The organism is Litorilituus sediminis, assembly GCF_004295665.1.
Classification (GTDB): domain Bacteria; phylum Pseudomonadota; class Gammaproteobacteria; order Enterobacterales; family Alteromonadaceae; genus Colwellia; species Colwellia sediminis.
In genome coordinates, this window is the sequence record NZ_CP034759.1 from 24,130 (window position 1) to 50,006 (window position 25,877).

The 25,877-nt window shown below is 39.1% G+C and carries 22 protein-coding genes; 12 read left to right on the top strand and 10 right to left on the bottom strand.

Going from position 1 to position 25,877, the window contains the following annotated elements; genetic code table 11:
• Positions 1–65: 65 nt before the first annotated feature.
• The gene (gene sodB / locus EMK97_RS00100; RefSeq protein WP_130598284.1) at positions 66–647 is read right to left on the bottom strand and encodes a superoxide dismutase [Fe]; all 582 of its coding nucleotides are present in this window, start codon (positions 645–647) and stop codon (positions 66–68) included.
• Between the two features lie 267 nt (positions 648–914).
• Here sodB and grxD point away from each other — a divergent pair, with 267 nt between their 5' ends.
• Together grxD and EMK97_RS00110 are read left to right on the top strand one after the other, a co-directional pair.
• Positions 915–1,244, top strand: coding sequence for a Grx4 family monothiol glutaredoxin (gene grxD / locus EMK97_RS00105; protein ID WP_130598286.1), 330 nt, complete (start codon positions 915–917; stop codon positions 1,242–1,244).
• Between the two features lie 118 nt (positions 1,245–1,362).
• Positions 1,363–1,968 (top strand): peroxiredoxin, encoded by a 606-nt coding sequence (locus EMK97_RS00110; RefSeq protein ID WP_130598288.1) that lies wholly within the window; start codon positions 1,363–1,365, stop codon positions 1,966–1,968.
• Between the two features lie 69 nt (positions 1,969–2,037).
• On the opposite strand, the gene rnt is transcribed toward EMK97_RS00110, so the two are convergent.
• Positions 2,038–2,751, bottom strand: a complete 714-nt coding sequence (rnt, locus tag EMK97_RS00115; RefSeq protein ID WP_246028838.1) for a ribonuclease T — start codon at positions 2,749–2,751, stop codon at positions 2,038–2,040.
• Between the two features lie 257 nt (positions 2,752–3,008).
• On the opposite strand from rnt, the gene EMK97_RS00120 reads away from it, so the two are divergent.
• Positions 3,009–3,890: a flagellar protein MotY gene (locus EMK97_RS00120; RefSeq protein WP_246028839.1), complete on the top strand. Its 882-nt coding sequence runs from the start codon at positions 3,009–3,011 to the stop codon at positions 3,888–3,890.
• Positions 3,891–4,046: 156 nt separating this feature from the next.
• Here the strand turns inward: EMK97_RS00120 and EMK97_RS00125 are convergent, their stop codons facing one another.
• From EMK97_RS00125 to cysZ, 6 genes are all read right to left on the bottom strand, one after another.
• Positions 4,047–5,888: a GGDEF domain-containing protein gene (locus EMK97_RS00125; protein WP_130598292.1), complete on the bottom strand. Its 1,842-nt coding sequence runs from the start codon at positions 5,886–5,888 to the stop codon at positions 4,047–4,049.
• A 3-nt stretch (positions 5,889–5,891) separates the two neighbouring features.
• Positions 5,892–7,676 (bottom strand): tetratricopeptide repeat-containing diguanylate cyclase, encoded by a 1,785-nt coding sequence (locus tag EMK97_RS00130; protein ID WP_130598294.1) that lies wholly within the window; start codon positions 7,674–7,676, stop codon positions 5,892–5,894.
• A gap of 136 nt (positions 7,677–7,812) precedes the next feature.
• Complete coding sequence (locus EMK97_RS00135) at positions 7,813–8,100, bottom strand: hypothetical protein (protein ID WP_130598296.1); 288 nt, start codon at positions 8,098–8,100, stop codon at positions 7,813–7,815.
• A 128-nt stretch (positions 8,101–8,228) separates the two neighbouring features.
• On the bottom strand, positions 8,229–8,810 hold the full coding sequence (locus EMK97_RS00140) for a GNAT family N-acetyltransferase (RefSeq protein WP_130598298.1): 582 nt from the start codon (positions 8,808–8,810) through the stop codon (positions 8,229–8,231).
• A 72-nt stretch (positions 8,811–8,882) separates the two neighbouring features.
• Positions 8,883–9,542: a hypothetical protein gene (locus tag EMK97_RS00145; RefSeq protein ID WP_130598300.1), complete on the bottom strand. Its 660-nt coding sequence runs from the start codon at positions 9,540–9,542 to the stop codon at positions 8,883–8,885.
• Between the two features lie 178 nt (positions 9,543–9,720).
• Entirely contained in the window at positions 9,721–10,473 is a 753-nt protein-coding gene (gene cysZ, locus EMK97_RS00150; RefSeq protein WP_130598302.1) for a sulfate transporter CysZ, read from the bottom strand.
• A 176-nt stretch (positions 10,474–10,649) separates the two neighbouring features.
• Here cysZ and zipA point away from each other — a divergent pair, with 176 nt between their 5' ends.
• From zipA to EMK97_RS00165, 3 genes are all read left to right on the top strand, one after another.
• Entirely contained in the window at positions 10,650–11,816 is a 1,167-nt protein-coding gene (gene zipA / locus EMK97_RS00155; protein ID WP_130598304.1) for a cell division protein ZipA, read from the top strand.
• A gap of 87 nt (positions 11,817–11,903) precedes the next feature.
• Positions 11,904–13,994: an NAD-dependent DNA ligase LigA gene (gene ligA, locus EMK97_RS00160; protein ID WP_130598306.1), complete on the top strand. Its 2,091-nt coding sequence runs from the start codon at positions 11,904–11,906 to the stop codon at positions 13,992–13,994.
• 8 nt (positions 13,995–14,002) lie between these two features.
• Complete coding sequence (locus EMK97_RS00165) at positions 14,003–14,338, top strand: DUF3392 domain-containing protein (protein WP_130598308.1); 336 nt, start codon at positions 14,003–14,005, stop codon at positions 14,336–14,338.
• A gap of 487 nt (positions 14,339–14,825) precedes the next feature.
• On the opposite strand, the gene EMK97_RS00170 is transcribed toward EMK97_RS00165, so the two are convergent.
• Positions 14,826–16,169 (bottom strand): Na+/H+ antiporter NhaC family protein, encoded by a 1,344-nt coding sequence (locus tag EMK97_RS00170; RefSeq protein WP_130598310.1) that lies wholly within the window; start codon positions 16,167–16,169, stop codon positions 14,826–14,828.
• Positions 16,170–16,419: 250 nt separating this feature from the next.
• Between EMK97_RS00170 and bamJ the strand changes: the two genes are divergently transcribed.
• The 6 genes from bamJ (at position 16,420) to greA (ending at position 23,671) form a co-directional block, all read left to right on the top strand.
• The gene (gene bamJ / locus EMK97_RS00175) at positions 16,420–17,040 is read left to right on the top strand and encodes a BamJ family beta-barrel-assembly machinery protein (protein WP_130598312.1); all 621 of its coding nucleotides are present in this window, start codon (positions 16,420–16,422) and stop codon (positions 17,038–17,040) included.
• 73 nt (positions 17,041–17,113) lie between these two features.
• Positions 17,114–17,533: a hypothetical protein gene (locus EMK97_RS00180; RefSeq protein ID WP_130598314.1), complete on the top strand. Its 420-nt coding sequence runs from the start codon at positions 17,114–17,116 to the stop codon at positions 17,531–17,533.
• 37 nt (positions 17,534–17,570) lie between these two features.
• Positions 17,571–18,377 carry a 4-hydroxy-tetrahydrodipicolinate reductase gene (gene dapB, locus EMK97_RS00185; RefSeq protein ID WP_130598316.1) on the top strand — a complete coding sequence of 269 codons (807 nt, stop codon included), beginning with the start codon at positions 17,571–17,573 and terminating at the stop codon, positions 18,375–18,377.
• A gap of 320 nt (positions 18,378–18,697) precedes the next feature.
• The gene (gene carA / locus EMK97_RS00190) at positions 18,698–19,849 is read left to right on the top strand and encodes a glutamine-hydrolyzing carbamoyl-phosphate synthase small subunit (protein WP_130598318.1); all 1,152 of its coding nucleotides are present in this window, start codon (positions 18,698–18,700) and stop codon (positions 19,847–19,849) included.
• A gap of 26 nt (positions 19,850–19,875) precedes the next feature.
• Positions 19,876–23,094 (top strand): carbamoyl-phosphate synthase large subunit, encoded by a 3,219-nt coding sequence (gene carB, locus EMK97_RS00195; protein ID WP_130598320.1) that lies wholly within the window; start codon positions 19,876–19,878, stop codon positions 23,092–23,094.
• Between the two features lie 100 nt (positions 23,095–23,194).
• On the top strand, positions 23,195–23,671 hold the full coding sequence (greA, locus tag EMK97_RS00200; protein ID WP_130598322.1) for a transcription elongation factor GreA: 477 nt from the start codon (positions 23,195–23,197) through the stop codon (positions 23,669–23,671).
• 152 nt (positions 23,672–23,823) lie between these two features.
• On the opposite strand, the gene EMK97_RS00205 is transcribed toward greA, so the two are convergent.
• Positions 23,824–25,503, bottom strand: coding sequence for a sensor domain-containing diguanylate cyclase (locus EMK97_RS00205; RefSeq protein ID WP_130598324.1), 1,680 nt, complete (start codon positions 25,501–25,503; stop codon positions 23,824–23,826).
• Positions 25,504–25,877: the final 374 nt, after the last annotated feature.

Below are 25,877 nucleotides of genomic sequence, written 5' to 3' on the forward strand. Positions count from 1 at the left end.
GATTGTTACGCAAATTTGATTATGGCTTTAATAAGGTAAAAGCCAGTTAACGATTAGTTGAGTTGTTAGGCAAAGTTTTCTGCGGCAAAATCCCAGTTTGCCAATTGCCAGAAACCATTTAAGTAATCAGGGCGTACATTGCGATAGTCAATGTAATAAGCATGCTCCCATAAATCTACCGTTAATAGTGGTGTTACACCCTCGTCAGTTAATGGGGTAGCAGCATTTGAAGTATTAACAATAGCAAGGCTGCCGTCTTGGTTTTTAACTAACCAAGTCCAGCTTGAGCCAAAGTTGTTAATGGCGCTGTCGGTAAATTTAGCTTTAAATTCATCAAAGCTACCAAAACTTGCGTTAATGGCAGCAAGTAAATCACCTGTTGGTTCGCCACCACCTGTAGGGCTTAAGCTGTGCCAATAGAAGGTGTGATTCCAAATTTGTGCTGCGTTGTTAAACACACCACCAGATGATGTTTTAACTATGTCTTCTAAGCTTTTACCTGCAAATTCAGTACCTTCAATTAAGCCGTTTAATTTAACAACATAGGTGTTGTGATGTTTACCATAGTGAAACGATAAAGTTTCAGCAGAAATATGTGGCTCTAGCGCATCTTGTTCGTATGGTAATGATGGTAGTTCGATTGACATCTTGCTCTCCTAACTAGGTTATTGTTTTAGCTATCCGGTTAAAATAGATAGTGTGTTTTTGTTTAATCTTGAGTAAAATACTCGGGTATTATCATTATATAGGGTTTTGTTAGTTAACTATCAAGTACTAAGCATAAATTCTAGCAGTAAAATTTTTATATACCATTTGCCAATTATCTATAACTTAGCTTTATTGGTAATTTGGTGTTGAAAAGCATAACTTTGCCACCATACTCATGGCATTGAATATAAATTATAGAGGTTATCATGGATACAATTGAACGCATTAAACAACAAATTAGCGAGAACCCAGTGTTGTTATATATGAAGGGCTCACCTAAGTTACCAAGCTGTGGCTTTTCATCACAAGCATCTCAAGCGCTAATTTCGTGTAATGAAAAGTTCGCTTATGTAGATATTTTACAAAATCCTGATATTCGTGCTGAGTTACCTAAGTATGCCGATTGGCCAACATTCCCACAATTATGGGTAGAAGGCGAGTTAATTGGTGGTTGTGACATTATTTTAGAAATGTTTCAACAAGGTGAATTACAGCCATTAGTTACTGCAGCAGCGCAAAAGGCTGATGCGGAATAAAAAAGATTAGATAATTCATTGAATTTTCATAATCTGACACAATACTTATTATCAGATTAGCAACGTGCTAAATGATGTTAATTTGAAATTATTACTCAATAAGAAAATGGAGCAAAGAATGAGCGTATTAGTTGGTCGTCCAGCACCAGATTTTACTGCAGCAGCAGTGTTAGGTAGTGGTGAAATCGTAGATAACTTTACATTAAGCGAAGCAATCAAAGGTAAAAAAGCGGTAGTATTTTTCTACCCACTTGATTTTACTTTCGTATGTCCATCAGAGCTTTTAGCTTTCGATCACCGTTTTGAAGAATTTAAGAGCCGTGGCGTAGAAGTAATCGGTGTATCTATCGATTCACAATTCTCACATAACGCATGGCGTAACACGCCAGTAAACGAAGGTGGTATTGGCCCAGTTCAATACACTTTAGTTGCTGACGTTAAGCACGACATCTGTCAAGCATACGACGTTGAGCACCCAGAAGCTGGTGTTGCTTTCCGTGGTTCTTTCTTAATCGATGAAGAAGGTAACGTACGTCACCAAGTAGTGAACGACTTACCATTAGGTCGTAACGTTGACGAAATGATCCGTATGGTTGATGCACTTCAATTCCACCAAGAGCACGGTGAAGTATGTCCAGCTGGTTGGAACAAAGGTGACAAAGGTATGACAGCTTCTCCAGAAGGTGTTGCATCTTACCTAACTGACAATGCAGACAAGCTTTAATCGCTAGTTTAGGCATTAATAGTTAATAAAAAACCGCTTTTTAGCGGTTTTTTTATGTCTATATTTCAGTTAAGTTTCATTGGCATCAACAGCTAATGGCCAGCCACCTAAATCTTGCCACTTGTTTACGATATGACAAAACAGCTCTGCGGTTTTTTCAGTATCATATAATGCGCTATGTGCTTCACTGTTATTAAAGTCAATATTGGCGGCTTCACATGCTTTTGCTAAGACGGTTTGCCCTAAGGCTAAACCAGCTAATGTTGTGGTATCAAAGCTGACAAAGGCATGAAAAGGGCTGCGTTTAATGGCGCAGCGCTCAGTGGCGGCATTTAAAAAACCTAAATCGAAAGCGGCATTATGGGCAACAATGATGGCACGTTGACAACCTGCGAGCTTCATTTTCTTTCTGACTAATTTAAAAAGTGTTTTTAGCGCTTCTTTTTCATCAACCGCACCACGTAAAGGATTTGTTGGATCAATACCGGTAAACTCTAACGCTTTAGGTTCAAGGTTTGCTCCTTCAAATGGCTCAATGTTAAATTGAATGGTTTCATCAATTGCTAAATGGCCGGTTGTTTCATCTAAGGTTAAAACAGATGCGGCTAATTCTAATAAAGCGTCAGTTTGTGCATTAAAACCCGCTGTTTCTACATCGATAACAACAGGAAAATAGCCACGAAAGCGCTTAGCAAATAGTGGTGTTTGCTCCGCAGCTATAGAAGCATTATTAGTTTGTTCAGTAGCAAGGTTATTTTGATTATGAGTGCTTGATTCAGCCATGGCGCAGTAAAGATTGGTTGGATAACTAAAAATGATTGGCGATTATCGCAGAAAAGCCAGATAAAAACGAGGTTATTCAAGACGACGACAACATTTCTGCAAAAATCGCATTTAAATGAATATTAGAGGCTGAACATTTTTAGATAAACTGCTAAAGTTATTTACGTTAGCACCGATACATTCATTATACATTTACTAGCAAGGCTCTCTTGCTTACAAAGTTTGTGCGTACCATTATGAAGCATATTTTCACATCAATGAATAGTTTAATTACCTCTAGCCTAGCTGCTGGTGTTTTATCATGTGCTTTAATGACTGATGCCAATGCGGGTATTCGCCAGTACAGTGCTGATGTACATAACTCGTCGTGGCAGCTTTCTGATAATAGTCGCTTACAGTGTACTTTATCTCATCAAATCCCAAATTATGGCGAAGCACGCTTTTATGCCAAAGCGAATCGCAAGCTAAATATGGAATTTGAACTAGACATGATGTTATTGCCAGATAACTATTCTTTGGCAGAGCTGAGAAGTGTTGCACCTAGCTGGCAACCTGGTCGAGGTGGTCGTAAGTTGACTAATATGCAATTGCATAAGCATTTTAACCCTAGCTTACCTAAGAAGGTGGCTTGGACAATGCTAAGTGAATTAGAGCAGGGCATGAACCCAACTTTTTATTATAACGATTGGTACAGTGAGCAAGATAAAATTTCTGTCGGCTTATCAACAGCTCGATTTAAAAAAGCGTATCAAGAATTTGTTGGTTGTGTCGGTAACTTGTTACATTACAGTTTTGAAGATATTGCTTATACGGTATTAAATTATCAATCAAGCAGTGATAAGTTTACCAAGGCATCGCAAAAGCGCATTGATATGATCCGCGAATATTTAAGTTTAGACCCTAACTTAGAGTTGGTATTAATTGATGCTTATTCTGATAGTTATGGTGGCCGTTGGTCAAACTTGAAGTTATCCGAAAAGCGTGCAGCTAAAATTCGTGATTACTTTGTTAAAAATGGTATTGATGCCAGCCGTATTGAAGCAAAAGGTTATGGTGAAAAGCGACATGTAGCTTCGAATGATACCACGTTAGGTCGAGGCAAAAACCGCCGCGTTGTTATACAAATGCAGCAACCTTAGGCTAAATGGAACAAACTGATTACTACAAGTTAATTGATATCAGTTGAAAGGCCAGTGTAATGAAATGAAGAAGCGCTACTTAGTTTGAAGTAGCGCTTTTTGTACCCCTTTGGGCAGTCATTATCATAATGATTAATCACTACTTTGTGACGGGCGTTATTGATAAAGGGTTACGCAGTTTTTTCCATGCTGTTTAGAGCTGTACATAGCACTATCAGCATCTGCTAGTAATGTAGTTAGATTAAAACCTGAGGAATCAGTTTCGCTTACGCCAAAACTCGCACTTAACGGCTGATTTAGACCTAAGGCGTTAAAATCAATGTTGTTAATTTTACGGCGGCATTGCTCGGCAATATCTTCACCTAACATTTGATTAAAACCAGGTAAAATAAGAGCAAACTCTTCACCGCCTAAGCGGCCAAAAACATCGGCATCACGAACAAATGCTTGGCATGCTTGTGTTATCGCAATCAAGGCCTTATCGCCTGTGGCATGGCCGTAGTTATCATTAATACTTTTAAATTCATCAACGTCGAATAAAACACAGCTAACCGGCTGCTCATTACCATAACAGTATGATAATGCGCTATTACTTAGCTCGATAAAATGATTACGGCTTGCCACTTGTGTTAACTCATCATAATCAGTTAATTGCTTGAGTTTTCTTTGCGTTAACCAAGATTTATACGACCAAATAGAAATTAGCCCCAAACAACTTAAGAGCAGCATGATAAGTAACAGTGAGGTTTGCTCTTTTTGCTTAGCAATAGCCTGTTCTGTGCTAAGTAATTGGTTTTTTTGACTTAAGCTTGATATTTCTTCTTTATGCGCCAGATCTTCAAAGTTTGCTAATTGATAGGCCAAGTGCTTATTTTGTATGCTGCTTAGGTGCTGCTCTAACAACACATCATATTGCTTATGATAGTGTAAAGCGAGCGGGTAATTTTGTTGTTGCTCAGCAAGTTTGTAGAGTAACTCGTAAATAGAAAGTTTTATCTTTTCAGGTGTGGAATCAATAATATTTTGTTCTGCTAATTTGGCAAACTTTAAGCTGTTTGAGCTATCGTTTGTTTGCCAATATGCTTGAGCGAGAGCGTTATAAGCAAGTGTTATTAACGGCTGATATTCAGTCGCCTTAAAATTATCTAGCAAGGGAAGTAGTGTGGCTGTAACTTGCGCCGCTTGCTTATTCTCTAAATAAAATTCAGCTAAATCAATGTTAATAAAGCCAAATAATATCGGTTCTTTCGCTTGTTGGCAGGTGCGCATTCCTTGGTTAAAGTTGTCGATTGAAAGTAGTGGGAATTTACTACGCAATTTTGCTTGGGTAACCAGACGCTCGGCAAAGCAGCGATTTCTTACCGTGGTCGCACTTTTTAGTACTCGTTGGCTATAGTCTAATGCTAGGCTGTATTGCTCTAGCTGATTATAAAAGTCAGTAATGCTAAGTAGTGCCGCTAAAGTATATTGTTTATCTATATAGGTGGTTTCTTGCGCGAGTAAATTTTGTACTTGCTGATGGCCTTTTGCCCAATCTTGTTGTGCTACGTATAAATCAACTAATGTGTAATGACTTCGATATTTTAACTGGCCGCTTATCGCTAAGTTTTGAATATCAAGCAGCATATTTTCAATATCTTGATATTTACCTTCATAGCCTAATTGCAGTGCAGATAAGTATTTAAGGTAAGCTTGTTGTTTATTCGTTAAGAAAGCTTGCTTTGATATTTTTTCAAGTAGTAACTTACTGAGGTTGTTATTACTACTGCGTAATTTATCGGCTTCTATTAACATGCCGTCAATGGCGTTATTACTCGTACCGCTATGGCTCTGATAATCATTGATATTAATGCTATCAAGTGTTATTTGACTTTGTGTTGCTGCTTGTACTGGCATAATCCCGATGAAAATAACCCACAGGTAAAGCCCGATAAAAAGTAAATGCAATAAGCTGCTACTTAAGTGAGTGATGAGTGGTTTAATGAAAGGTGCTTTCATGGACTATTTATAACTCTGTACGCAGTTTCTACCATGCTGCTTGGCACTGTACATAGCATCGTCAGCATCAGCAAGTAGCTTATTTAGTTCAAAGCCGGATACATCAACGCAAGTAATACCAAAGCTTGCGGTAATCGGCTCAATTAGCCCTAGATTATCATAATTAATTTGCGCTATTTTCTCGCGGCATTTGTTGGCTAAATCTTCCCCCATAAGAAGTTCACAATTAGGCAGTATAATGGCAAATTCTTCACCACCAAGACGGCCTAAAATATCAGTCGGCCGACAAACTTGCTTACAAGTATTGGCAACCTCTTTTAATACCGCATCGCCTGTATGATGGCCAAAGTTATCGTTAATTTTCTTAAATCTATCTAAGTCAAATACAAGACAGGTAAGCGGTTTCTTTTCGACTTGGCACTGGTTAATAGTTTGTTGGGCTAGGGCAATAAAGTGACGCCGGCTATGAACTTGAGTTAAGTCATCACATTCAGTTAATTGCTTTAATTTTTGCTGACTAAGCCATGTTTTATAACCCCAAGTAACACCAAGACCAACTACAGTTAAAAGTAGCACTAATAGCAGTAGTGAGTTTTCTTGCTGTTGTTCGCTTAAGCTTTGCTCATTGGTTAAAATGTCATTGGCTCGGGTTAAGGTTTTAATTTCTGTTTTGTTGGCAAAGTCTTTTTGGCTTGCGAGCTGAAAGGCGAGCTCTTTAGCCTGCTCTTCATCGTTTACTTTTTGCTTAGCTAGGCTGTACTCTTTATGAAGCTCAAATGCTTTTTTATAGTCACCTTTATGCTCTGCTAGTTGGTAAAGTAAGTGTTTCGTAGTAACTGTTTGAAATGAATCAGTGGAAGTTACGTCATTTTCTAATGCAAGGTGTGCATATTTTTCTGTGTTAGTTGTATCACCTAGCTGCCAGTAAGCTTGAGCAAGTAAGTTATAAGTTAAGGTAACTAAAATTGGATATTGAACTGATTTAATATCGTTTAAGCGTGGTAATAAAGCGGTGATAACTTTTTCAGGTTGCTTATCCGTCAGGTATAACTCAGCTTGATAAGTATGTAATATATTAATAAATAGCTTAGCTTCTGCTGTCTGGCATACAGAAAGACCTTTCTTAATATCTTGATGAAGTAAATTGGCGTCACTTTTTATCACCTCATATTCATTAAGTAATAATCTAAGTTTAGCGAGTAACCTTTGTTGACTAATAATGCATTTGTCTCGAAGGTTACCATCTATTATTGATTTTATTTTATCTAAATAATCTAATGCATGTTGGTATTGGGCGAGTTGATTGTAAAAAATGGCGACACTGATATTACTTGCTTGTACTAATTCTTTGTTTTTGATTTGTGGTGTTAAAGAAATCAACTTGGTAATTTGAAGAATACCATTGTGCCAATCTTGCCTATTGGCATATAGGTTAATGAGCATGCCTATACTGCGGTACTTTATCGATATGTCACTATTGTTATTTTGTAAACTGTTCAGTAAAGAAATTGCTTGATCATATTCACTTTGAAATGAATGCCTGTATGCTTTTAGATAGGCTAAATAGGCGCTTTGATTGTCGGAAAGGGAGCTTGGTATTTTATCTAAGCGATCTATAATTTTACTTGCTAAAATATAATCACTGCTTCGTTTTTCGTCAGCAAGTTGTAATAACTCATCGGTGGAAAGCGTATTTAAATTAATCTCGTTACTTGCGACAACCTGTAAAGCAAAGCTAAATAATATTAGTAACAGCCAAAAAGCTTTGATGTTATAGATTAATTGCATGGTAAGTAATTGAAAAGTTAAAGGCTGAGTATTGAAACAGCATGTTGGTGAACTGTATAGCTAAATAACCTGATGTGTAAAAAAATAGCGGCGAAATGCTAAATTCACCGCTAGAGCATTTTGTCAATTTATTATGTTAAGCAAAGGCGCGAACACTTTCTTTAGTTTGCTCTGATTCATCATCACCTTCGCTTTCATCTTCATCTTCATCAGGTGTGTGGACAATATTACATTTAATCAATGCATCAATAGAAAGTTTTAAACTTAATGAGCTTCCATCTTGAGCAATAATTAAACTCTTTAATTCTTCTGATAACTCAGCATCGTCAATTGCGCGTTGAAGATTGGTAATTTCTAATAACTTGGCGTCAGATGCCATTTTGTCCAGTAACTTAATGGTATTGCTAATGTCTTGCTTAATCATAAAAAACTCCGTTTGATTAGGTTGTTCTTTTTGTTAATTGCTTTAAGTAGCACCTTGATTGTTGCGCATATGCAATATGAAGTCTAGTGCTATTTTCTGTATTTAAGCGCTTGTTTTAGGTCAAAATGTTAAAGTATATATGAAGGTTGCTTTTGCGCTTGCCAGTGCCTTGCTGACAAGCTTGCAACTTGCATATTGTTTGCCGAACTCTGCTTGTTATTAATGAAATTATCACTACTTAGACTAAAGCCTAGTTTGCCACTAATGGTACACATAGCTTTATTTTCAGGGTAAAAACGCATGGCAATAGCAGGTAATTTTAGTTGCCCAAACAAAAAAGTTAAAAAGGCAGATAGCGCTTTTGTTGCTATGCCTTTACCGCTGTGCTTGGGTAGAAGCATAATGCCTATTTCAGCAGGTGATAATTGCTGTTTGCCTATGCTTGAATAAAGTACAACAAAGCCAATGGCTTTTGATGTGCTACTGTTGTTAGCGATTTTACTTTGATAAATAGCCCAGGTTTTAAAGGTTGAATTTTCTCGATTATTTTTTCTAACAAAGTCTTGGTGCACGTTAAGCGCTACTGTTTCAGTTAATGCTGGCTCAACAAAGCGCATGGTTTTTTCATTGGTATAAAGCGCAATAATAAGATCTTTATCACTTTCGCAAAGGGGTTTGAAGAAAAGTTGTTTGCTAGAGAAACTTTGCATACAGGTAAGCACAGGGGAGCTAAGTAGATGAGCTTCTACTTAGCGGTAAGAAATACTTTAATAAATAAAAGTTTAGTTGGCTTCAACCAGAACATCAACTTGGCGCTTATTACCTTGGGTTGAGATAACCACACGCATTTTTTGTTCGCCTTGTGTGTAACTTAAGGTTAAACGGCCGCGTTTGCGCTCTTGCGTGTGCGCTTGACCATAGCTTTGTTGATAAAAGCTAATGACTTCTTCTTCGCTAGCATCAGTAAAGTAATTCATAACCGCAGGTAATTCATCGGTTAAGTTGGCAAATACTCGCGCGTTGGCAATAACCGGAATGTACTGGTTTTGATAGTCGCTGTGTGTCGGAATTTCGGCATTAGCACCGGTTAATTGCACTGCTGGGATTTCAACCGCTGCGACATCTTCTACCTCGGGAATTTCAACATTATCTTCAGTTATAGTTGGCTTTTCCGGCTCTTTTTTTGCTTCAGCTGGCTTGTCTTCTAAGGCGTTCTCTTTGGCAACGGCAACCGATTTAAGCACGGGAATGTCTACTTCCAGCTGTGTTTTTGGCGCTTTGATGTTCTCAAGCTCAATGCTTGCCTGCTTGTTCGCACTTTCTTGGCTTTCAACAGCAAGAGCGTTATGACTAATGGCAAAGCTTGTGATACTGGCTAAGGCTACTAGTGTTAATGCGTGGCGTTTAGCAGCGAAAAGTTTACCATGTTGTTGTATGTTCATTTAAACCGCTTCCTTAGATTTTTTGCTGTTTTTTTAAATATATACGATTTTTCCCATCAAGGCGACTGTCGTGTGATAAAAAGTCAGTTAGTGGCTAAGTAGTCAACAAACTGCTTATTTGTTAGCAAAAAATTGTTTAATAAAAAATTAGTATGCTCGGGTGTAGAAATAGCTCTGATTAATAGCGGGCGTAATCTTGCTTATAGTGATCACACCATAATGCCGTTGCACCACAAATGGCTACAGGCATAACAATTAAGTTGACAATAGGTACCATGGCAAAAAATGCCACGGTAATACCAAAGCTATAACTTAACCCTTGGCGCTGTTTTAAGGCGTTTTTCATTTCATGAAAGGGTACTTTGTGATTGTCAAATGGGTAATCTTTGTATTGCACTGCCATCATCCAAGAAATAAATAAAAACCATATCACTTGGCCAAATACCGGCAAAATCCACATTATGATAAAAAAGCCAATAGCTCGTGGTAAATAGTAGGCGAGCTTTTTCCACTCTCGACCTAGCGTTCTTGGCACATCTTTAACAATATCTAGCATATTACCTTGAGGTGCTGGTTTTCCTGAAAGAATACTCTCTATTTTCTCTGATAGTAGTCCATTAAAGGGGGCGGCAAGCCAGTTGGCTGCGGTACTAAAAATAAAAGAAAAGAATACTAATATAGTGATAACGGCTAACGGCCAAATCACCACTTCTAGCCAGTCTAGCCAAGAAGGTAACCATTGCATTATGGCAACCATGTAATGCTCTAACTGTAAAAACATAAAATAAAAAGCAATACTAAATAGCAGCACGTTAATAGTCAGCGGAATAAATACAAAACGACGAATCCCCTTTTTTCTTATGAGCTCAAAGCCCTTGAAAAAATAACCTGCACCGCTAGTTGCTTGATGTAATTGTTGTTCTTGTGTCATTGCTTAAAATTCATCCTAAGCCATTGATATTGCTGATTTGAGTATAAATTGCTAGATAACAGATTAACAGCACTAACTTGTTACAAAATCCTAAGGATTCTGATAAAGTTAGCTGTTAATATATTGCCCCAGATGGCAGTTAAGAATTATCAATAAGTTAGTAAACAGGCTTAACAATGGAAGATAACTTCAGAAACGTATTAATTATCCTCAGTGGCATTGTGATTGGTGCTATTTTTGTTCACGGTTTGTGGACAATTAGAAAGCAAAAAAATCCATATAAGTTAAAAACCAGTAAAGACAAGGTCGAGCCATTAACACGTAATTTTGATGGTTCAGGTTTTGATCAAGATGGTGTCGGTCAAGTAAAAGTAAGTAAAAAAGCAGTAGAACCAAGCTTAAATGACAATGAAACCTCAACAATAGATGATATTGTTACATCAACACCACTAGATTCGACCCAAGCTATCAATGAGCATATAGAACCTGTTATCGAGCAAAATAACCCTGAGTTAGCTGTTGAGGCTACAGTTAACACAGCAGAGACATTAGCTGAGCATAGTACAATGGCAAATGACGTTGCTGAGCCAACGTTAAGCGATTGGGTTAATGAAGCTGAGCCAAATACTAAAGCTTTTTCTAAAGAAGAATTGGGTGATGATATAACCCAGCGTGTTGAGCAAGCGGTTAACATTCAAGAAAGCGAACAACCTGTTTATCAAGAGCCTGTTACTCAAGCAAAACCTCAGGTTAAGCCTGTTAAAAAAGTGGCTAAGAAAGCGCAATCAAAAGCAGCCTTAAAACGTAACCAAATGGATTTTAACTTTGGTGATGAGTTAATGGGGGGGGATATTGATGAGCCAATGCCAAGCATTTCTGTTGATGACAAGCCGGCAAAAGAAGTGTTAGAGCCGCAAGTAATCATTTTATCTGTAGTGATGCCAGCCAATCAACAAATGATGGGCGCAGCCTTACTACCGAGTTTACTGACTTTAGGCATGAAGTACGGTGATATGAATATTTTCCATCGTCATCAAGACAATGCGGGTAATGGTAAAGTGACTTTTAGTTTAGCCAATATGATGAACCCAGGATCGTTTGATTTAGACTCGATGGAAACTTTTGCAACCCAAGGCGTCAGCTTGTTTATGACCTTACCTAATGCTGGCGATCCCTTTGCCGTGTTTGAGCAAATGCTAGCAGCGGCTAAGCAATTAGCACAAGAATTTAATGCGCAAGTCTTAGACGATAAGCGTAATGTGATGACTAAGCAAACTGAGCAGCATTACCTTAGTCAAATTCGCGAGTTTGATCGTAAAAGCCGTATTGCCTTGGTTGACTAATAATCAAGGTTAAAACTTAATCGCAAACCTATCAAAGTGGCTCTCACTCTGTTGAGAGCCATATCAATAAATACAAAGAACAATCTTATGTCTCAAGAAACTGCCAACCTAGAACAAAGCCGCTTACGCATAGAAGAATTAAAGCAATTACTGAATAAATATAATCATCAATATTATGTATTAGATGAGCCGACAGTGCCTGATGTGGAATATGATAGATTAATGCAAGCGTTGATCAGTATTGAAGAGGCTAACCCAGAGCTAAAAACAATTGACTCTCCTAGTCAGAAAGTAGGTGGCCAAGCATTAAAAGCCTTTAGCCAAGTAAGGCATCAACTTCCTATGCTATCACTGGATAACGTCTTTGATTTGGCAGATTTTCAAGCCTTTGTTAAGCGAATTAAAGATAGATTAGCAACCAATGACAAAATTCGCTTTTGTGCTGAGCCAAAGCTAGATGGTTTAGCGGTAAGTTTACGTTATGAAGATGGGGTCTTGGTGCAAGCGGCAACACGCGGAGATGGCAGTGTTGGTGAAAACATCACCGAAAATATTCGCACCATTAAATCTATCCCACTTAAATTGATAGGTGAGTTAGGTAAAGACTTCCCCCATGTTGTTGAAGTACGCGGTGAAGTTTTTATGCCCAAAGCAAGCTTTGACAGTTTAAACGAGCAAGCGAAAAAGCGTGGCGAAAAAGTGTTTGCTAATCCACGTAATGCTGCCGCAGGTAGTTTACGCCAACTTGATTCAAAAATTACCGCAAAACGTAACTTGGCCTTTTATGCCTATAGTTTAGGTTTTGTTGGCGAATATAATAGTGATACAGAGCAGGCGAGCGATTTAATTCAATCATTTTTCTCTAATTCCCACTATCAGCGCCTATGCCAAATTAAGGCGTTAGGATTACCTATGTGCCCCGAAGTACGCTTACTTGAAAGTGAGCATGACTGTGAGGCTTTCTATCAAGATATTTTACAAAAGCGTGATAGCTTAAGTTATGAAATTGATGGCACAGTATTAAAGGTTGATGATATTGCTCAACAAGCGATCCTAGGCTTTGTTGCCAGAGCACCTCGTTGGGCAACTGCCTATAAGTTTCCAGCACAAGAAGAGTTAACGCTTGTTGAAGGTGTAGAGTTTCAAGTGGGGCGTACTGGCGCAATCACGCCGGTTGCGCGTTTAAAGCCTGTGTTTGTTGGTGGTGTGACGGTATCTAATGCCACGTTACATAACCAAGATGAAATAAACCGCTTAGGCCTTAAAGTGCACGATACTGTGGTGATCAGAAGAGCAGGGGACGTTATTCCGCAAATAGTGAGTGTGGTATTAGATAAACGCCCTGATGATGCCCTTGATGTGATCTTTCCAGAAACTTGCCCTGTGTGTGATTCAAAAGTGGCGAAACCTGAAGGTGAAGCCGTACTTCGCTGTACTGCAGGTTTATTTTGTGCTGCACAGCGCAAAGAAGCAATTAAGCACTTTGCTTCGCGTAAAGCCCATGATGTTGAGGGCTTAGGTGATAAATTAGTTGAGCAGCTTGTTGATGAGAAGTTAGTTTCAACGCCAGCTGATTTATTTAGCTTAACCGAAATTCAAATTAGTACTATGGAGCGCATGGGCAAAAAGTCTGCCGAGAACCTCATTGCTGCCATTGAAAAGTCCAAGCAAACCACTTTAGCTAAGTTTATTTATGGTTTGGGTATTCGCGAGGTGGGTGAAGCAACGGCGGCTAACTTGGCTCAGCACTTTTTAACCTATGATGCCATACAGCAAGCCGACGCTGAAGCACTACAAGCGGTTGATGATGTTGGTGTGATTGTCGCTAAAAACATTGTTAGCTTTTTTAAAGAAAGCCATAACCTTGAGGTGGCTAATCAGCTAAGTGAATTGATGTCTTGGCCTGATATGGTTGCAAAATCTGAAATGGCTAGCCCGTTAGCGGAGCAAACCTTTGTCTTAACGGGGACTTTAAGCCAAATGGGGCGCTCTGATGCTAAAGCAGCACTACAATCATTAGGTGCGAAAGTATCTGGTAGCGTGTCGAAAAAAACAAACTATTTGGTTGCTGGCGAAAAAGCGGGTTCAAAATTAACCAAGGCGCAAGACTTAGGTGTTGAAGTGTTAACGGAAGATGATTTAGTTGCGCTTTTAGCACAGCATAACGTTTCGGTTTAGGAGCGATTATGACAAACGTTATACTTGAAGCGCTCACTGAATTAGGTACTTGGTTTCGACCATATCAATATCAAGCAGCGCTCGCGATTATCGCGACAATTTTAGTGATTTTTGGTAGTGAAATTAATGCTGCGGTTAAAAAGCTAGTTGCAAGGCAGCACTTTGTTATTCGCACCTTTGTGTTTGTACTAGTGTGTGCATTTGGTTATGGCTTATTAACCGTTTGGCTAACTAGTCTTTTAGCGCAGCAATTAGCGAAAGTACCAACTGCTTATATTGTACCTGTGGTCTTTGCGACATTTTTTGCTTTAGGCATGTATGCACAAAAGCAGCGCCATATATAGTTAACCTCTTACACCGAGTTCAGGTTAACTGGCGCGAAGCACGACAAAAATGGCATAAAAAAACATTAAGCACGGGAGAGGCAATAAAATAAAAAACAGTGTTGCCTCACACCATTCCACGACTTTATATAAGGTCAACCAATACCTGGACTCTTTATCTTTACTATTCATCGTAGCGGCAAGCTTTTTTGAGGGTAACTGTAAAAAGAAAAAGATAAATGCGCTACATACCAAAAATTGCAGTCCTATTGATAAAATCAGCAGTGCTAATAATACCAAAGCGCTTGGCGTGTAGCTGCTGACTTGACTTTGCAACAGCACAAATAGGGTAAGTAATGCGCTGCTCCAACACAGTAAACGCCAACGAAAGTGCGCAGTGTTTTTAGCGATCAGGTGAAATAAACTTGGGGAAAAGTACAGCTTCATACTTTGAGTATAGCGATAAATTGCCTAGCGGTAACTAGGCAATGTTATTTCTTTTATTAGCTTATTTGTTAGTTAGTCGCCAAAAGGCAAAGCCAGCGACGAAAAATAAGATTATCGGGTAGAAGGCATGGCTAGCAACCGAAAGCGGCGAAATATGCAAGGTAGCCCCAAGCAATAAGGCTTGAGCACCATAAGGTAATAGGCCTTGGTTAATACAGGCAAAGATATCTAATAAGCTTGCTGATTGTGCAGGTGTTAATTGACCATCCTTCGCTAAGTTTTTGGCAGTATCACCCGTTACAATAATAGAAACGGTATTGTTGGCGGTAAAAAAGTTGCAAACGAAGGCTAGGCCAGCAATGCCAAAACCAGCAGCGCGCTTTTCATTGTTAGGGCTTAATTTAGCGGCAAGCTTTTCTATGGCTTTGGTTAGCGCCGTTAATCCACCTTGCTGACGTACTAGCTCACTTAAGCCACCAATAAATAGCGATAAAATAAAGATGTCTTGCATACTAGCAAAACCTTTGTTGATATCACTTACCCAAGCTGATAATTGATAGCCATTAGAATACATGCCAATGGCCGCCGCTAAAATAATACCTAAAGTTAATACCACAAAAACATTCACGCCCATTAATGCTAACGCTAAAATGACCACGTAAGGAAGTAAACCAATTAATGCGGTATCAGATTTTAATTCGTGCGGTACGCTTTCACCTAGCACAGTAAAAATAACTAAGCATAGCAGCGCCGCAGGAATAGCAAATTTGAAATTCACTCTAAATTTGTCTTTCATATGGGCGCCTTGGCTGCGTGTTGAGGCAATAGTGGTATCAGAAATAATTGATAAGTTATCGCCAAAAATAGCACCAGATAATAAACAGCCAGCAACTAGTGCGGCATCAAGCTGGGTTGATTCGATAAAGCCTAAGGCAATTGGCGCAATCGCAGCAATGGTTCCCATAGATGTGCCCATGGCGGTTGATAAAAAGGCAGCAACAATAAATAGCCCTGGCAGTAATAAATAATCAGGAAAAACCGCTAGGCCAAGCTGCACGCTGGTATCAACACTGCCCGTTGCTTTCGCTACTACGGCAAATGCACCGGCAAGCAAATAAATAATACACATGGTGACTATGTTGCTGTGACCTGCACCGGCGATAAATTGCGCTATTTGCTTTTCAACCGTACTACCTGATGAGCGTTTTCCTAAATAGATAGCGACAAAGATTGCTGGAATAATGGCAATGCTTGCTGGTAGTTGATAAAAGGCAAACTCAACACCTTGTAGGGTTAAAATAATGCCTGTACCTAAAAAGAGTATTAAAAATACCGCAAAAGGGATCAGTGCTGTTAGCTTGTTAGTTGCTTGTGTTGCCTGCACTGGTGCGCTTGTTAAACTCATGCAGTATCTCCATTATTGTTAGTGTTACTGCACGTGCGCAGGTAGCTAATAAAGTCAGTTTAGGCATTATAGAAGTAAACATCGTTTTGTCAATATAGATGTTTAGATGGCTAAATGCTAGGTGGCCAGTAATGAGTGGCTAGTAAATTATTTCATGAATCTGCATTTACTTAGCTTAGAGCACTACAGCATGATGATCATTTGTGCTAGAATCGCCGCAATTTTAAAACAGTTAACTTATAGAGTAATTATGTCTGATAACAAATTTGAATCTATCGAGCAACGTGTAAGCTACGGTGTAGGTCGTCAATTAGGTGACCAATTACGTAACAACCCTTTTAAAGAGTTTGATGTTGCTGCGGTACAAGCAGGTATCGCTGATGCATTAGCAAATGCTGCAAGCCAAGTGTCTGAAGAAGCATTAAACGAAGCTTTCTCTGTTGTTTCTAAGAAATTACAAGAGCAAGAGCAAGAGTTAGCAAAAGCAGCTGCTGCTGAAGGCGAAGCTTTCTTAGCAGAAAATGCTAAGCGTGATGAAGTAACAGTAACTGAGTCTGGCTTACAATATGAAGTGATTGTTGAAGGTGACGGTGCTAAGCCAACTGCAGATAGCACGGTAAGCGTTCATTACCACGGTACATTCACTAACGGTGATGTATTCGATAGCTCTGTTGAGCGCGGTCAACCTGCTGAGTTCCCTGTAAAAGGTGTTATTGCTGGTTGGACTGAAGCATTACAATTAATGACTGAAGGTTCAAAGTACCGTTTAACTATTCCTTATAACTTAGCGTACGGTGAGCGTGGCTCTCAGGGTGCTATCCCTCCATATGCTACGTTAGTATTCGACGTTGAGTTATTAAGCGTCAAATAATATCAGTTTTTAAAAGCCCTCAATTGAGGGCTTTTTTTTGAGCAAACATATTGGTTATTAGTTATAGAAAACTATGATAGAAAATAAATTGCAGCATTTGTTTCAACATTATTTAAATGCCTTTAGAGGTTACGATCTTGATGGCGTTACTCAGTGCTACCACCTGCCTTGTACCCTTAATACGCCTGATAATTTAGTGTTTATTAATACAGCGCAACAGTGCCAACAAGAATTTTTAGCTATATTTAGTCAGTTAAAAGAGGCTAATACGCAAAAAACTTTAGCACAGAAAGCGAATTATCAAATGGTAAGCGACAACATCTGCTTAGTGTGTATTGACTGGGTATTTATCGATGAAAATGAGCAGATATTCGCTGATTTTGCTGCCGTTTATCATGTTTTACAAATTGGTGATTCGCTAAAAATAATCAATGTTGCTTCGCATGAGTTGAGTAATTCCTTGATGTTAGAGCATTCACTCGTATTAAGTTAACCTGATAACTAATAACACCTAATAAATAGAGAACATAATGAAAGTAAAAGTTGCAATTTTAGGCTGTAGTGGCCGCATGGGACGTAATTTAATTCAAGCAGCACATGAGCATCAAAGTATTGAGCTTGTTGGTGGTAGTGTGCGCGCGAGTTCATCTTTTGTTGATTTTGATCTAGGTGAACTTGCTGGTATTGGCGCTATCGGTATTAAAACCTCAACTGAGCTTGCTCAATTAACAGAAGCTGACGTATTGATTGACTTTACTAGCATTGAAACAACTTTAGAAAATCTCACTTGGTGTCAGCAGCATAATAAAGCCCTAGTGATAGGTACAACAGGTTTTAATGATGAGCAAGTAGCGCAAATAAAAGCAGCGGGTGAAACTGTTCCTGTGATTTTAGCGCCTAACACCAGTGTCGGTGTTAATTTAATGTTTAAGCTACTTGAAGTTACCGCAAAAGCAATTGGCGACTATACTGATATAGAAATTTTTGAAGCGCATCATAGATTCAAAAAAGATGCGCCTTCTGGCACCGCGGTAAAAATGGGGCAAGTTATTGCTGATACCTTAGGGCGAGACCTAAACAAATGTGCGGTTTATGGCCGTGAAGGTATAACAGAGGAAAGAGACAGAGAAACCATAGGTTTTGCAACCGTACGAGCAGGGGATATTGTGGGTGAACATACTGCCTTTTTTGCTGATTTAGGCGAAAGGTTAGAGATAACTCATAAAGCAAGCTCTCGTATGACCTTTGCCCTTGGCGCAATGCGCGCAGCATTTTGGTTAAGTGAAGCCGATGCTGGTTTTTACGACATGCAAGATGTTTTAGGTTTAAAAGACTAATAATGTAGTTTTTTAGGCTTTATATCGACTCTTTTGCTGATTTTGCTATAGATAACTATAACTTTTGATGGTTTGAAAACAAAATTACATAAAAGAGCTAGTTTTTACATTTTTTACTGGACGAATGAGAGTTGTAAGCGTAAAATAAGTGGATTTTGTCAAAAATTTACCTTTCTTTATCGAATTGCTACGTTTTTGGCATTTTTTATGTGTGCTGTTTTATTCATAAAATATCGCACAAATGAATTTTGCGCTTAATAGGTTGTTTGGCTGAAAACTGAACTGACTTATTAAAATTCTTCTTCTTTTTGGAGGTTACATTGGCTATATCTGCTATTTTAGTGCTACAAGATGGCACTGTATTTAAAGGTACCGCAATCGGTGCACAAGGGGCGGCTGTTGGTGAAGTGGTGTTTAACACTTCAATGACGGGCTACCAAGAAATTTTAACCGACCCTTCTTATGCAGAACAAATTATCACGCTGACTTATCCGCATATTGGTAATACGGGTACAAATACAGAAGATAGAGAGTCTTCTAGCATTTATGCTAAAGGCCTTGTTATTCGTGATTTACCATTACTAGCCAGTAACTTCCGTAACGAACAAAGCTTAAGTGAATACCTAGTTGCTAATAATATTTTAGGTATTGCCGATATTGATACCCGTAAACTTACACGTTTACTTCGTGAAAAAGGTGCGCAAAATGGTTGTATCTTAACTATTGATGATAGCAGTGAAGAAGGTTTACAAGCCGCGCAAGAAAAAGCCCTTGAGCAAGCAAAAGCATTCCCAGGCCTTAAAGGTATGGATTTAGCGAAAGTTGTATCAACAAAAGAAAACTTTGAGTGGACTGAAGGTAGTTGGCAGCTAGGTAAAGGTTTCATTACCCCTGAAAGCTATGATTATCACGTAGTCGCTTATGACTTTGGTGCTAAGAGCAACATCTTACGCATGTTAGTAGACAGAGGCTGTAAGCTAACGGTTGTACCAGCACAAACCCCTGCAGCTGATGTATTAGCGTTAAACCCAGATGGTATTTTCTTATCAAATGGCCCAGGTGACCCAGAGCCATGTGATTATGCTATTGCCGCAATTAAAGAATTCTTAACAACAGATATCCCAGTATTTGGTATTTGTTTAGGTCATCAATTACTTGGCTTAGCAAGTGGTGCTAATACAATCAAGATGAAGTTTGGTCATCATGGCGGTAACCACCCGGTTAAAGATCACGAGCGTAATGTCGTGATGATCACCGCACAAAACCACGGTTTTGCTGTAGATGAAAACAACTTGCCTGACAACTTAAAAGTGACCCATAACTCATTATTTGACGGCACTATTCAAGGTATTCACCGTACAGATAAACCAGCATTTAGCTTCCAAGGTCACCCAGAAGCAAGCCCAGGTCCACACGATGCAGCGCCATTGTTCGACCATTTCATCGATTTAATTAAACAGTATAAAGCTTAATAAACCTATAAGAGAGACGAAAAACTATGCCAAAACGTAATGACATAAAAAGTATCTTAATTTTAGGTGCTGGTCCTATTGTAATTGGTCAAGCGTGTGAGTTTGACTATTCAGGCGCACAAGCCTGTAAAGCACTTCGTGAAGAAGGCTACCGAGTTATCTTAGTTAACTCAAACCCTGCAACGATTATGACAGACCCGGAAATGGCTGATGCGACATACATTGAGCCAATTCACTGGGAAGTAGTTCGCAAGATTATTGAAAAAGAACGTCCATGTGCGGTATTACCAACTATGGGTGGTCAAACAGCGCTTAACTGTGCACTAGAGTTAGAATCTAACGGTGTATTAGCAGAGTTTGGCGTTGAAATGATTGGTGCAACGGCAGATGCTATTGATAAAGCAGAAAACCGTGAGCGTTTCGACCAAGCGATGAAAAACATTGGTTTAGAATGTCCACGTGCTGAAATTGTACACTCAATGGAAGAAGCAAAAGATACAGCGTCACGTATTGGCTTCCCATGTATTATTCGCCCATCATTTACTATGGGTGGTACGGGTGGCGGTATCGCTTATAACCAAGAAGAATTTGAAACCATTTGTACCCGTGGTTTAGATTTATCACCAACCAATGAATTATTGATTGATGAATCATTAATTGGTTGGAAAGAGTACGAAATGGAAGTGGTTCGTGACAAAAATGATAATTGTATCATCATTTGTTCGATTGAAAACTTCGACCCTATGGGTATTCACACCGGTGACTCAATTACTGTTGCACCAGCGCAAACCTTAACAGATAAAGAATACCAAATCATGCGTAATGCATCACTTGCAGTGTTGCGTGAGATTGGTGTTGAAACCGGTGGTTCAAACGTACAGTTTGGTGTTTGTCCAAACACAGGTCGTATGGTCATTATTGAGATGAACCCACGTGTATCGCGTTCATCTGCACTTGCTTCAAAAGCAACAGGTTTCCCTATTGCCAAAATTGCGGCAAAACTTGCGGTAGGTTACACCCTTGATGAATTATCAAATGATATTACTGGTGGCGCAACACCAGCATCATTTGAGCCAACAATCGATTACGTTGTTACTAAGATTCCTCGTTTTAACTTTGAAAAATTTGCAGGCTCAGAAGACAGATTAACCACGCAAATGAAATCTGTTGGTGAGGTGATGGCGATTGGCCGTAACCAACAAGAATCTATGCAAAAAGCACTACGTGGCTTAGAAGTAGGTGCATCAGGTTTTGATCCTCAAGTTGACGTTACACAACCTGGCGCTAAAACGAAAATTATGCACGAATTGCAAGAAGCTGGTGCTGATCGTATTTGGTACGTAGCTGATGCATTCCGTTTAGGTTTAACGGTTGATGATGTATTCCGTTTAACTAAGATTGACCGTTGGTTCTTAGTGCAAATTGAAGATATTGTTCTGCAAGAAGCAAAAGTTGCTGAAGGTGGCTTAAAAGTATTAACACCTGAGTACTTACGTCAGTTAAAACGTAAAGGTTTTGCCGATGCGCGTTTAGCAGAAATTATTGGTGTTTCTGAAGCTGAAGTACGTAAGAAACGTCATAACGCTGAAATCTTCCCAGTGTATAAGCGTGTTGATACATGTGCTGCTGAATTTAGCTCAGATACTGCTTACATGTACTCAAGCTATGATGAAGAGTGTGAGGCAGAGCCGTCAGATAACGACAAGATCATGATCTTAGGTGGTGGCCCTAACCGTATCGGCCAAGGTATCGAGTTCGATTACTGTTGTGTACACGCAGCATTAGCACTTCGTGAAGATGGTTATGAAACCATTATGGTTAACTGTAACCCAGAAACTGTTTCTACCGATTACGATACCTCAGATCGTTTATACTTCGAGCCTATTACCTTTGAAGATGTGCTTGAAATTGTTCGCATTGAGAAGCCAAAAGGTGTAATCGTACAATACGGTGGTCAAACACCACTTAAATTAGCACGTGCCTTAGAAGCGGCGGGTGTACCAATTATTGGTACTTCACCAGATGCAATTGACCGTGCAGAAGATAGAGAACGTTTCCAACAAGCGGTTGACCGTTTAGGTTTATTACAACCTGAAAATGCGACAGTAACGTCATTAGATGAAGCACTAGCCAAAGCTGAAACAATTGGTTTCCCATTAGTTGTTCGTCCATCTTACGTATTAGGTGGTCGTGCCATGGAAATCGTTTATGATATTGAAGATTTACGTCGCTATATGAACGAAGCAGTAAGTGTTTCAAATGAAGCGCCAGTACTACTTGATCACTTCCTTGATGATGCCATTGAAGTTGATATTGATGTACTTTGTGACGGCACTGATGTGGTTGTTGGCGGTATTATGCAACATATCGAACAAGCAGGTGTTCACTCAGGTGACTCAGCTTGTTCATTACCAGCTTATAGCCTAAATCAAGAAGTACAAGATGTAATGCGCAAGCAAGTTACTGACTTAGCCTTTGAGCTTGGTGTTGTAGGCTTAATGAATACGCAAATGGCGGTTAAAGATGGCAAGGTTTACTTAATTGAAGTTAACCCACGTGCTGCTCGTACTGTACCGTTTGTATCAAAAGCCACTTCTGTACCTTTAGCGAAAATTGGCGCGCAGGTTATGGCAGGCAAAACCTTAAAAGAGCTTGGCGTTACTAAAGAAACCATTCCTCCATACTTCTCAGTAAAAGAAGTGGTTATTCCGTTTAACAAGTTCCACGGTAGTGATCCATTAGTTGGCCCAGAAATGCGTTCAACGGGTGAGGTAATGGGTGTCGGTTCAACCTTTGAAGAAGCTTATGCTAAAGCTAACTTAGGTGCTGGTGTATCTGTACCTAAGTCTGGCCGCGCGTTAATCTCTGTACGTAACAGTGATAAAGAACGTGTAGTTGAGCTTGCTAAGCAAATGGTTGAATTAGGTTACGAGTTAGATGCAACTCATGGCACAGCTATTGTACTAGGTGAAGCCAACGTACCAGTACGTTTAGTAAATAAAGTACATGAAGGTCGTCCACATATTCTTGATAGAATTAAGAACGAAGAGTATAGCTATATCATCAACACCACAGAAGGTCGTAAAGCGATTGAAGATTCTAAAGTGTTGCGTGGCGGTGCATTGCGTTATAAAGTAGCTTACACTACAACGTTAAACGCTGCTTTTGCAACTTGTCGAGCACACGCGGCAGATGATAGAAATACAGTTACTTCTATTCAAGAATTACATAATAAATGTAACTAGTTCATTCGCTAAATAAATACCTTGTAGGGAATACTATTAACTAGTATTCCCTTTGTATTTTTTATTCGGAAGTAATTTACACGGTTTAAGAAGAAAAATTATGAGTCAATACCCTATGACAGTTCAAGGTGCAGATAGATTGCGCGAAGAACTAAATCATTTAAAAACAGTTAAACGCCCTGAAATTGTGGAAGCCATTGCTGAAGCTCGTGAGCACGGCGATTTAAAAGAAAATGCTGAATATCATGCTGCTCGTGAGCAGCAGGGCTTTTGTGAGGGCCGTATTCAAGATATTGAAGGTAAGTTAAGTAATGCGCAAATCATTGATATATCAAAAATCGCGAATACAGGTAAGGTGATTTTTGGTGTTACTGTTACTTTGCTTAACATTGATACGGAAGAAGAAGTGACCTATCAAATTGTTGGTGATGATGAAGCCGATATTAAGCAGAATCGTATTTCGGTTAATTCACCAATAGCGCGTGGCTTAATTGGTAAAGTAGTAGATAGCGAGATAGAAATCAAAACACCCGGTGGTTTGGTTGAGTATGAAATTATCGCGGTAGATCATATCTAAGTTCTAAGCGCGTTGCTTAATTTGAAAACTGTTGTTTAATATGCAAATTAAAGAAGCCCTAAGTGAAAATTTAGGGCTTCTTTGATTTTTCCTTATAAATTAACACAGCTTTCCCTTATATTAGGACTGGGCATTGTTTGTAGCTGTTCTGTTTATGGCGATTTAAGCGATTTAAGTACGGCTTTATTCCTACCATTTCTTTTCGCTTGATATAAGGCTTCATCAGCGCATTTAATGCACTCAGCTATAGATATCTCTGCATGTGGCGTGACGGAACAAACGCCAAGGCTAACGGTAACCACAGCGGCGACACTAGAAAACTCATTTAACAGCTGTAAATTTTCCACGCCGTCCTTAATACTATTGGCAAAACAGATAGCGTTTTCAGCACTCGTGCCATTTAAAACAATAATAAACTCTTCTCCACCATAGCGTGCGAGTAAATCACCTGCGCGCAGTACACTGCTTGATAGTAAGTTAGCTATTTTCTTTAAATATTCATCGCCAACAGGGTGACCTTTATTGTCATTGATACTTTTAAAGTGATCTATATCGATTAAAATAAATGACATTGGACTTTTAAGGCGCATATTTCTTCGCCATTCAGTTTCTATTTGTTTATCAAAAAAGCCTCGGTTTTTTAATCCTGTTAAGGCATCTGTTTGGGCGATTACCTCCAGTTTTTTGTTTGCTTTTTGTAGCTCTGCTGTTTTTTCAATAACTTTTTCTTCGAGCATTAAATTCGTGTTAATTAATCTATCTGCCATCGTGTTGAGCGCTTGAGCCAGCTTGCCTAATTCATCATCCGAGTATTCATTAATCCTTTTTTTCAGCTCACCTCGACTGATCATGACCGCGACTTCGGTAATGGTAATAACGGGTCGGGTAATTTTATGGGCTAAGATTACCGAAGCAATTAACACCACTAATATGAGAAAGAATATCAGATAAACAATTAATTGCTGTAGCTCCTTATTAAAGCTTAGCACTTCATCTTGATCCATTTTTACTATGATAACGATATCTAATTCGGGTAAAAAGTGACTGATGGCATACACAGTTTCATTGCGATAATCATTTGTGATAAGTAACTCATCATGAGACTCTGAGCGCTCTGTTTTGTATAAACTAGCGATTGCACTATTGCGGTTAAATAGCTGCGGAAAGTGCTCAAAGCGAAGGGGAGTAAAAAAGAGTATATTACCTTGAGATGACTCGGTCGCCATAAGCACTTCGCCTGTTTTACCTAGACCACTGTAATCTCTAAGAAACTCGAACAACAGCTCCATATTTACTTGCATAGCCACCACACCTAGCAGTTGCTGTTCAAGGTATAGTGGCGCAGAAAAAATAATGGTGGGAACTTGACCTTCGCGTTCATTGAGCAATAAGTTAGCTGAGGTCGACTTTTTAGCATTTAAGAATAAAGGATGATTGGAATACGATCTGTTTAGGTTATGCCCTTGGCCGGAAACCACCACTTTCCCTGTGGTATCTAAAAGCCAGATATCTTCTATAGACTTTGCTTGTTCAGTGGCATCTAAAAGGATTTTTTTTATCAGTGTTATATGCGCTTTATTTTGATTTTGCTGATAGCTTGCGAAGGAACGGCGCATTTGGGTACGACTTGTGATCAGCTTTAATTTTTCAATATTACTGGCGATAAAGCCATTCATTCTTTGCTGCTGTACGTTAGCCATAGACACTAGATGATATGTGGCTAACTTTTTAACGAGTTTTTGTGAGTTGATGTAATACACAGAGGTGATTAAGGTATGAGTGACAAAGGCTAATAACAACAGAATGAGTAAAATCTTGTATTTAATGCTCATATTGTATTCCAGATGAATTTAAGTTGGCTTGAGCCAAATAACTCCTTAACTGCATGTACACTGCTTTGCTAGCGCAAAATAGTGTCTTTACATTTCATCATGAAAATTAAATTTGAGTCTTCCTTGAGTCTCCTTAGTTAATACCAATTGAAATAATGTTTTAGTCACCTCAGAGCTATGTCAGAGGTGAGAGACCAAGAAAGATATTGTGACAATATAGTTATTCTACATTGAGCAAATCTGCCGCAGTTATCTTGCCTCTGACAAGCTCCCAAGGGGCGAGTTTAAAAGGCTGATATACTGCGTTGCTGAACTCAACAAGGGAATAACCATTCTTTTCATTCAGCGCCTTGCCTCTCAGCCTTTTAATTCTC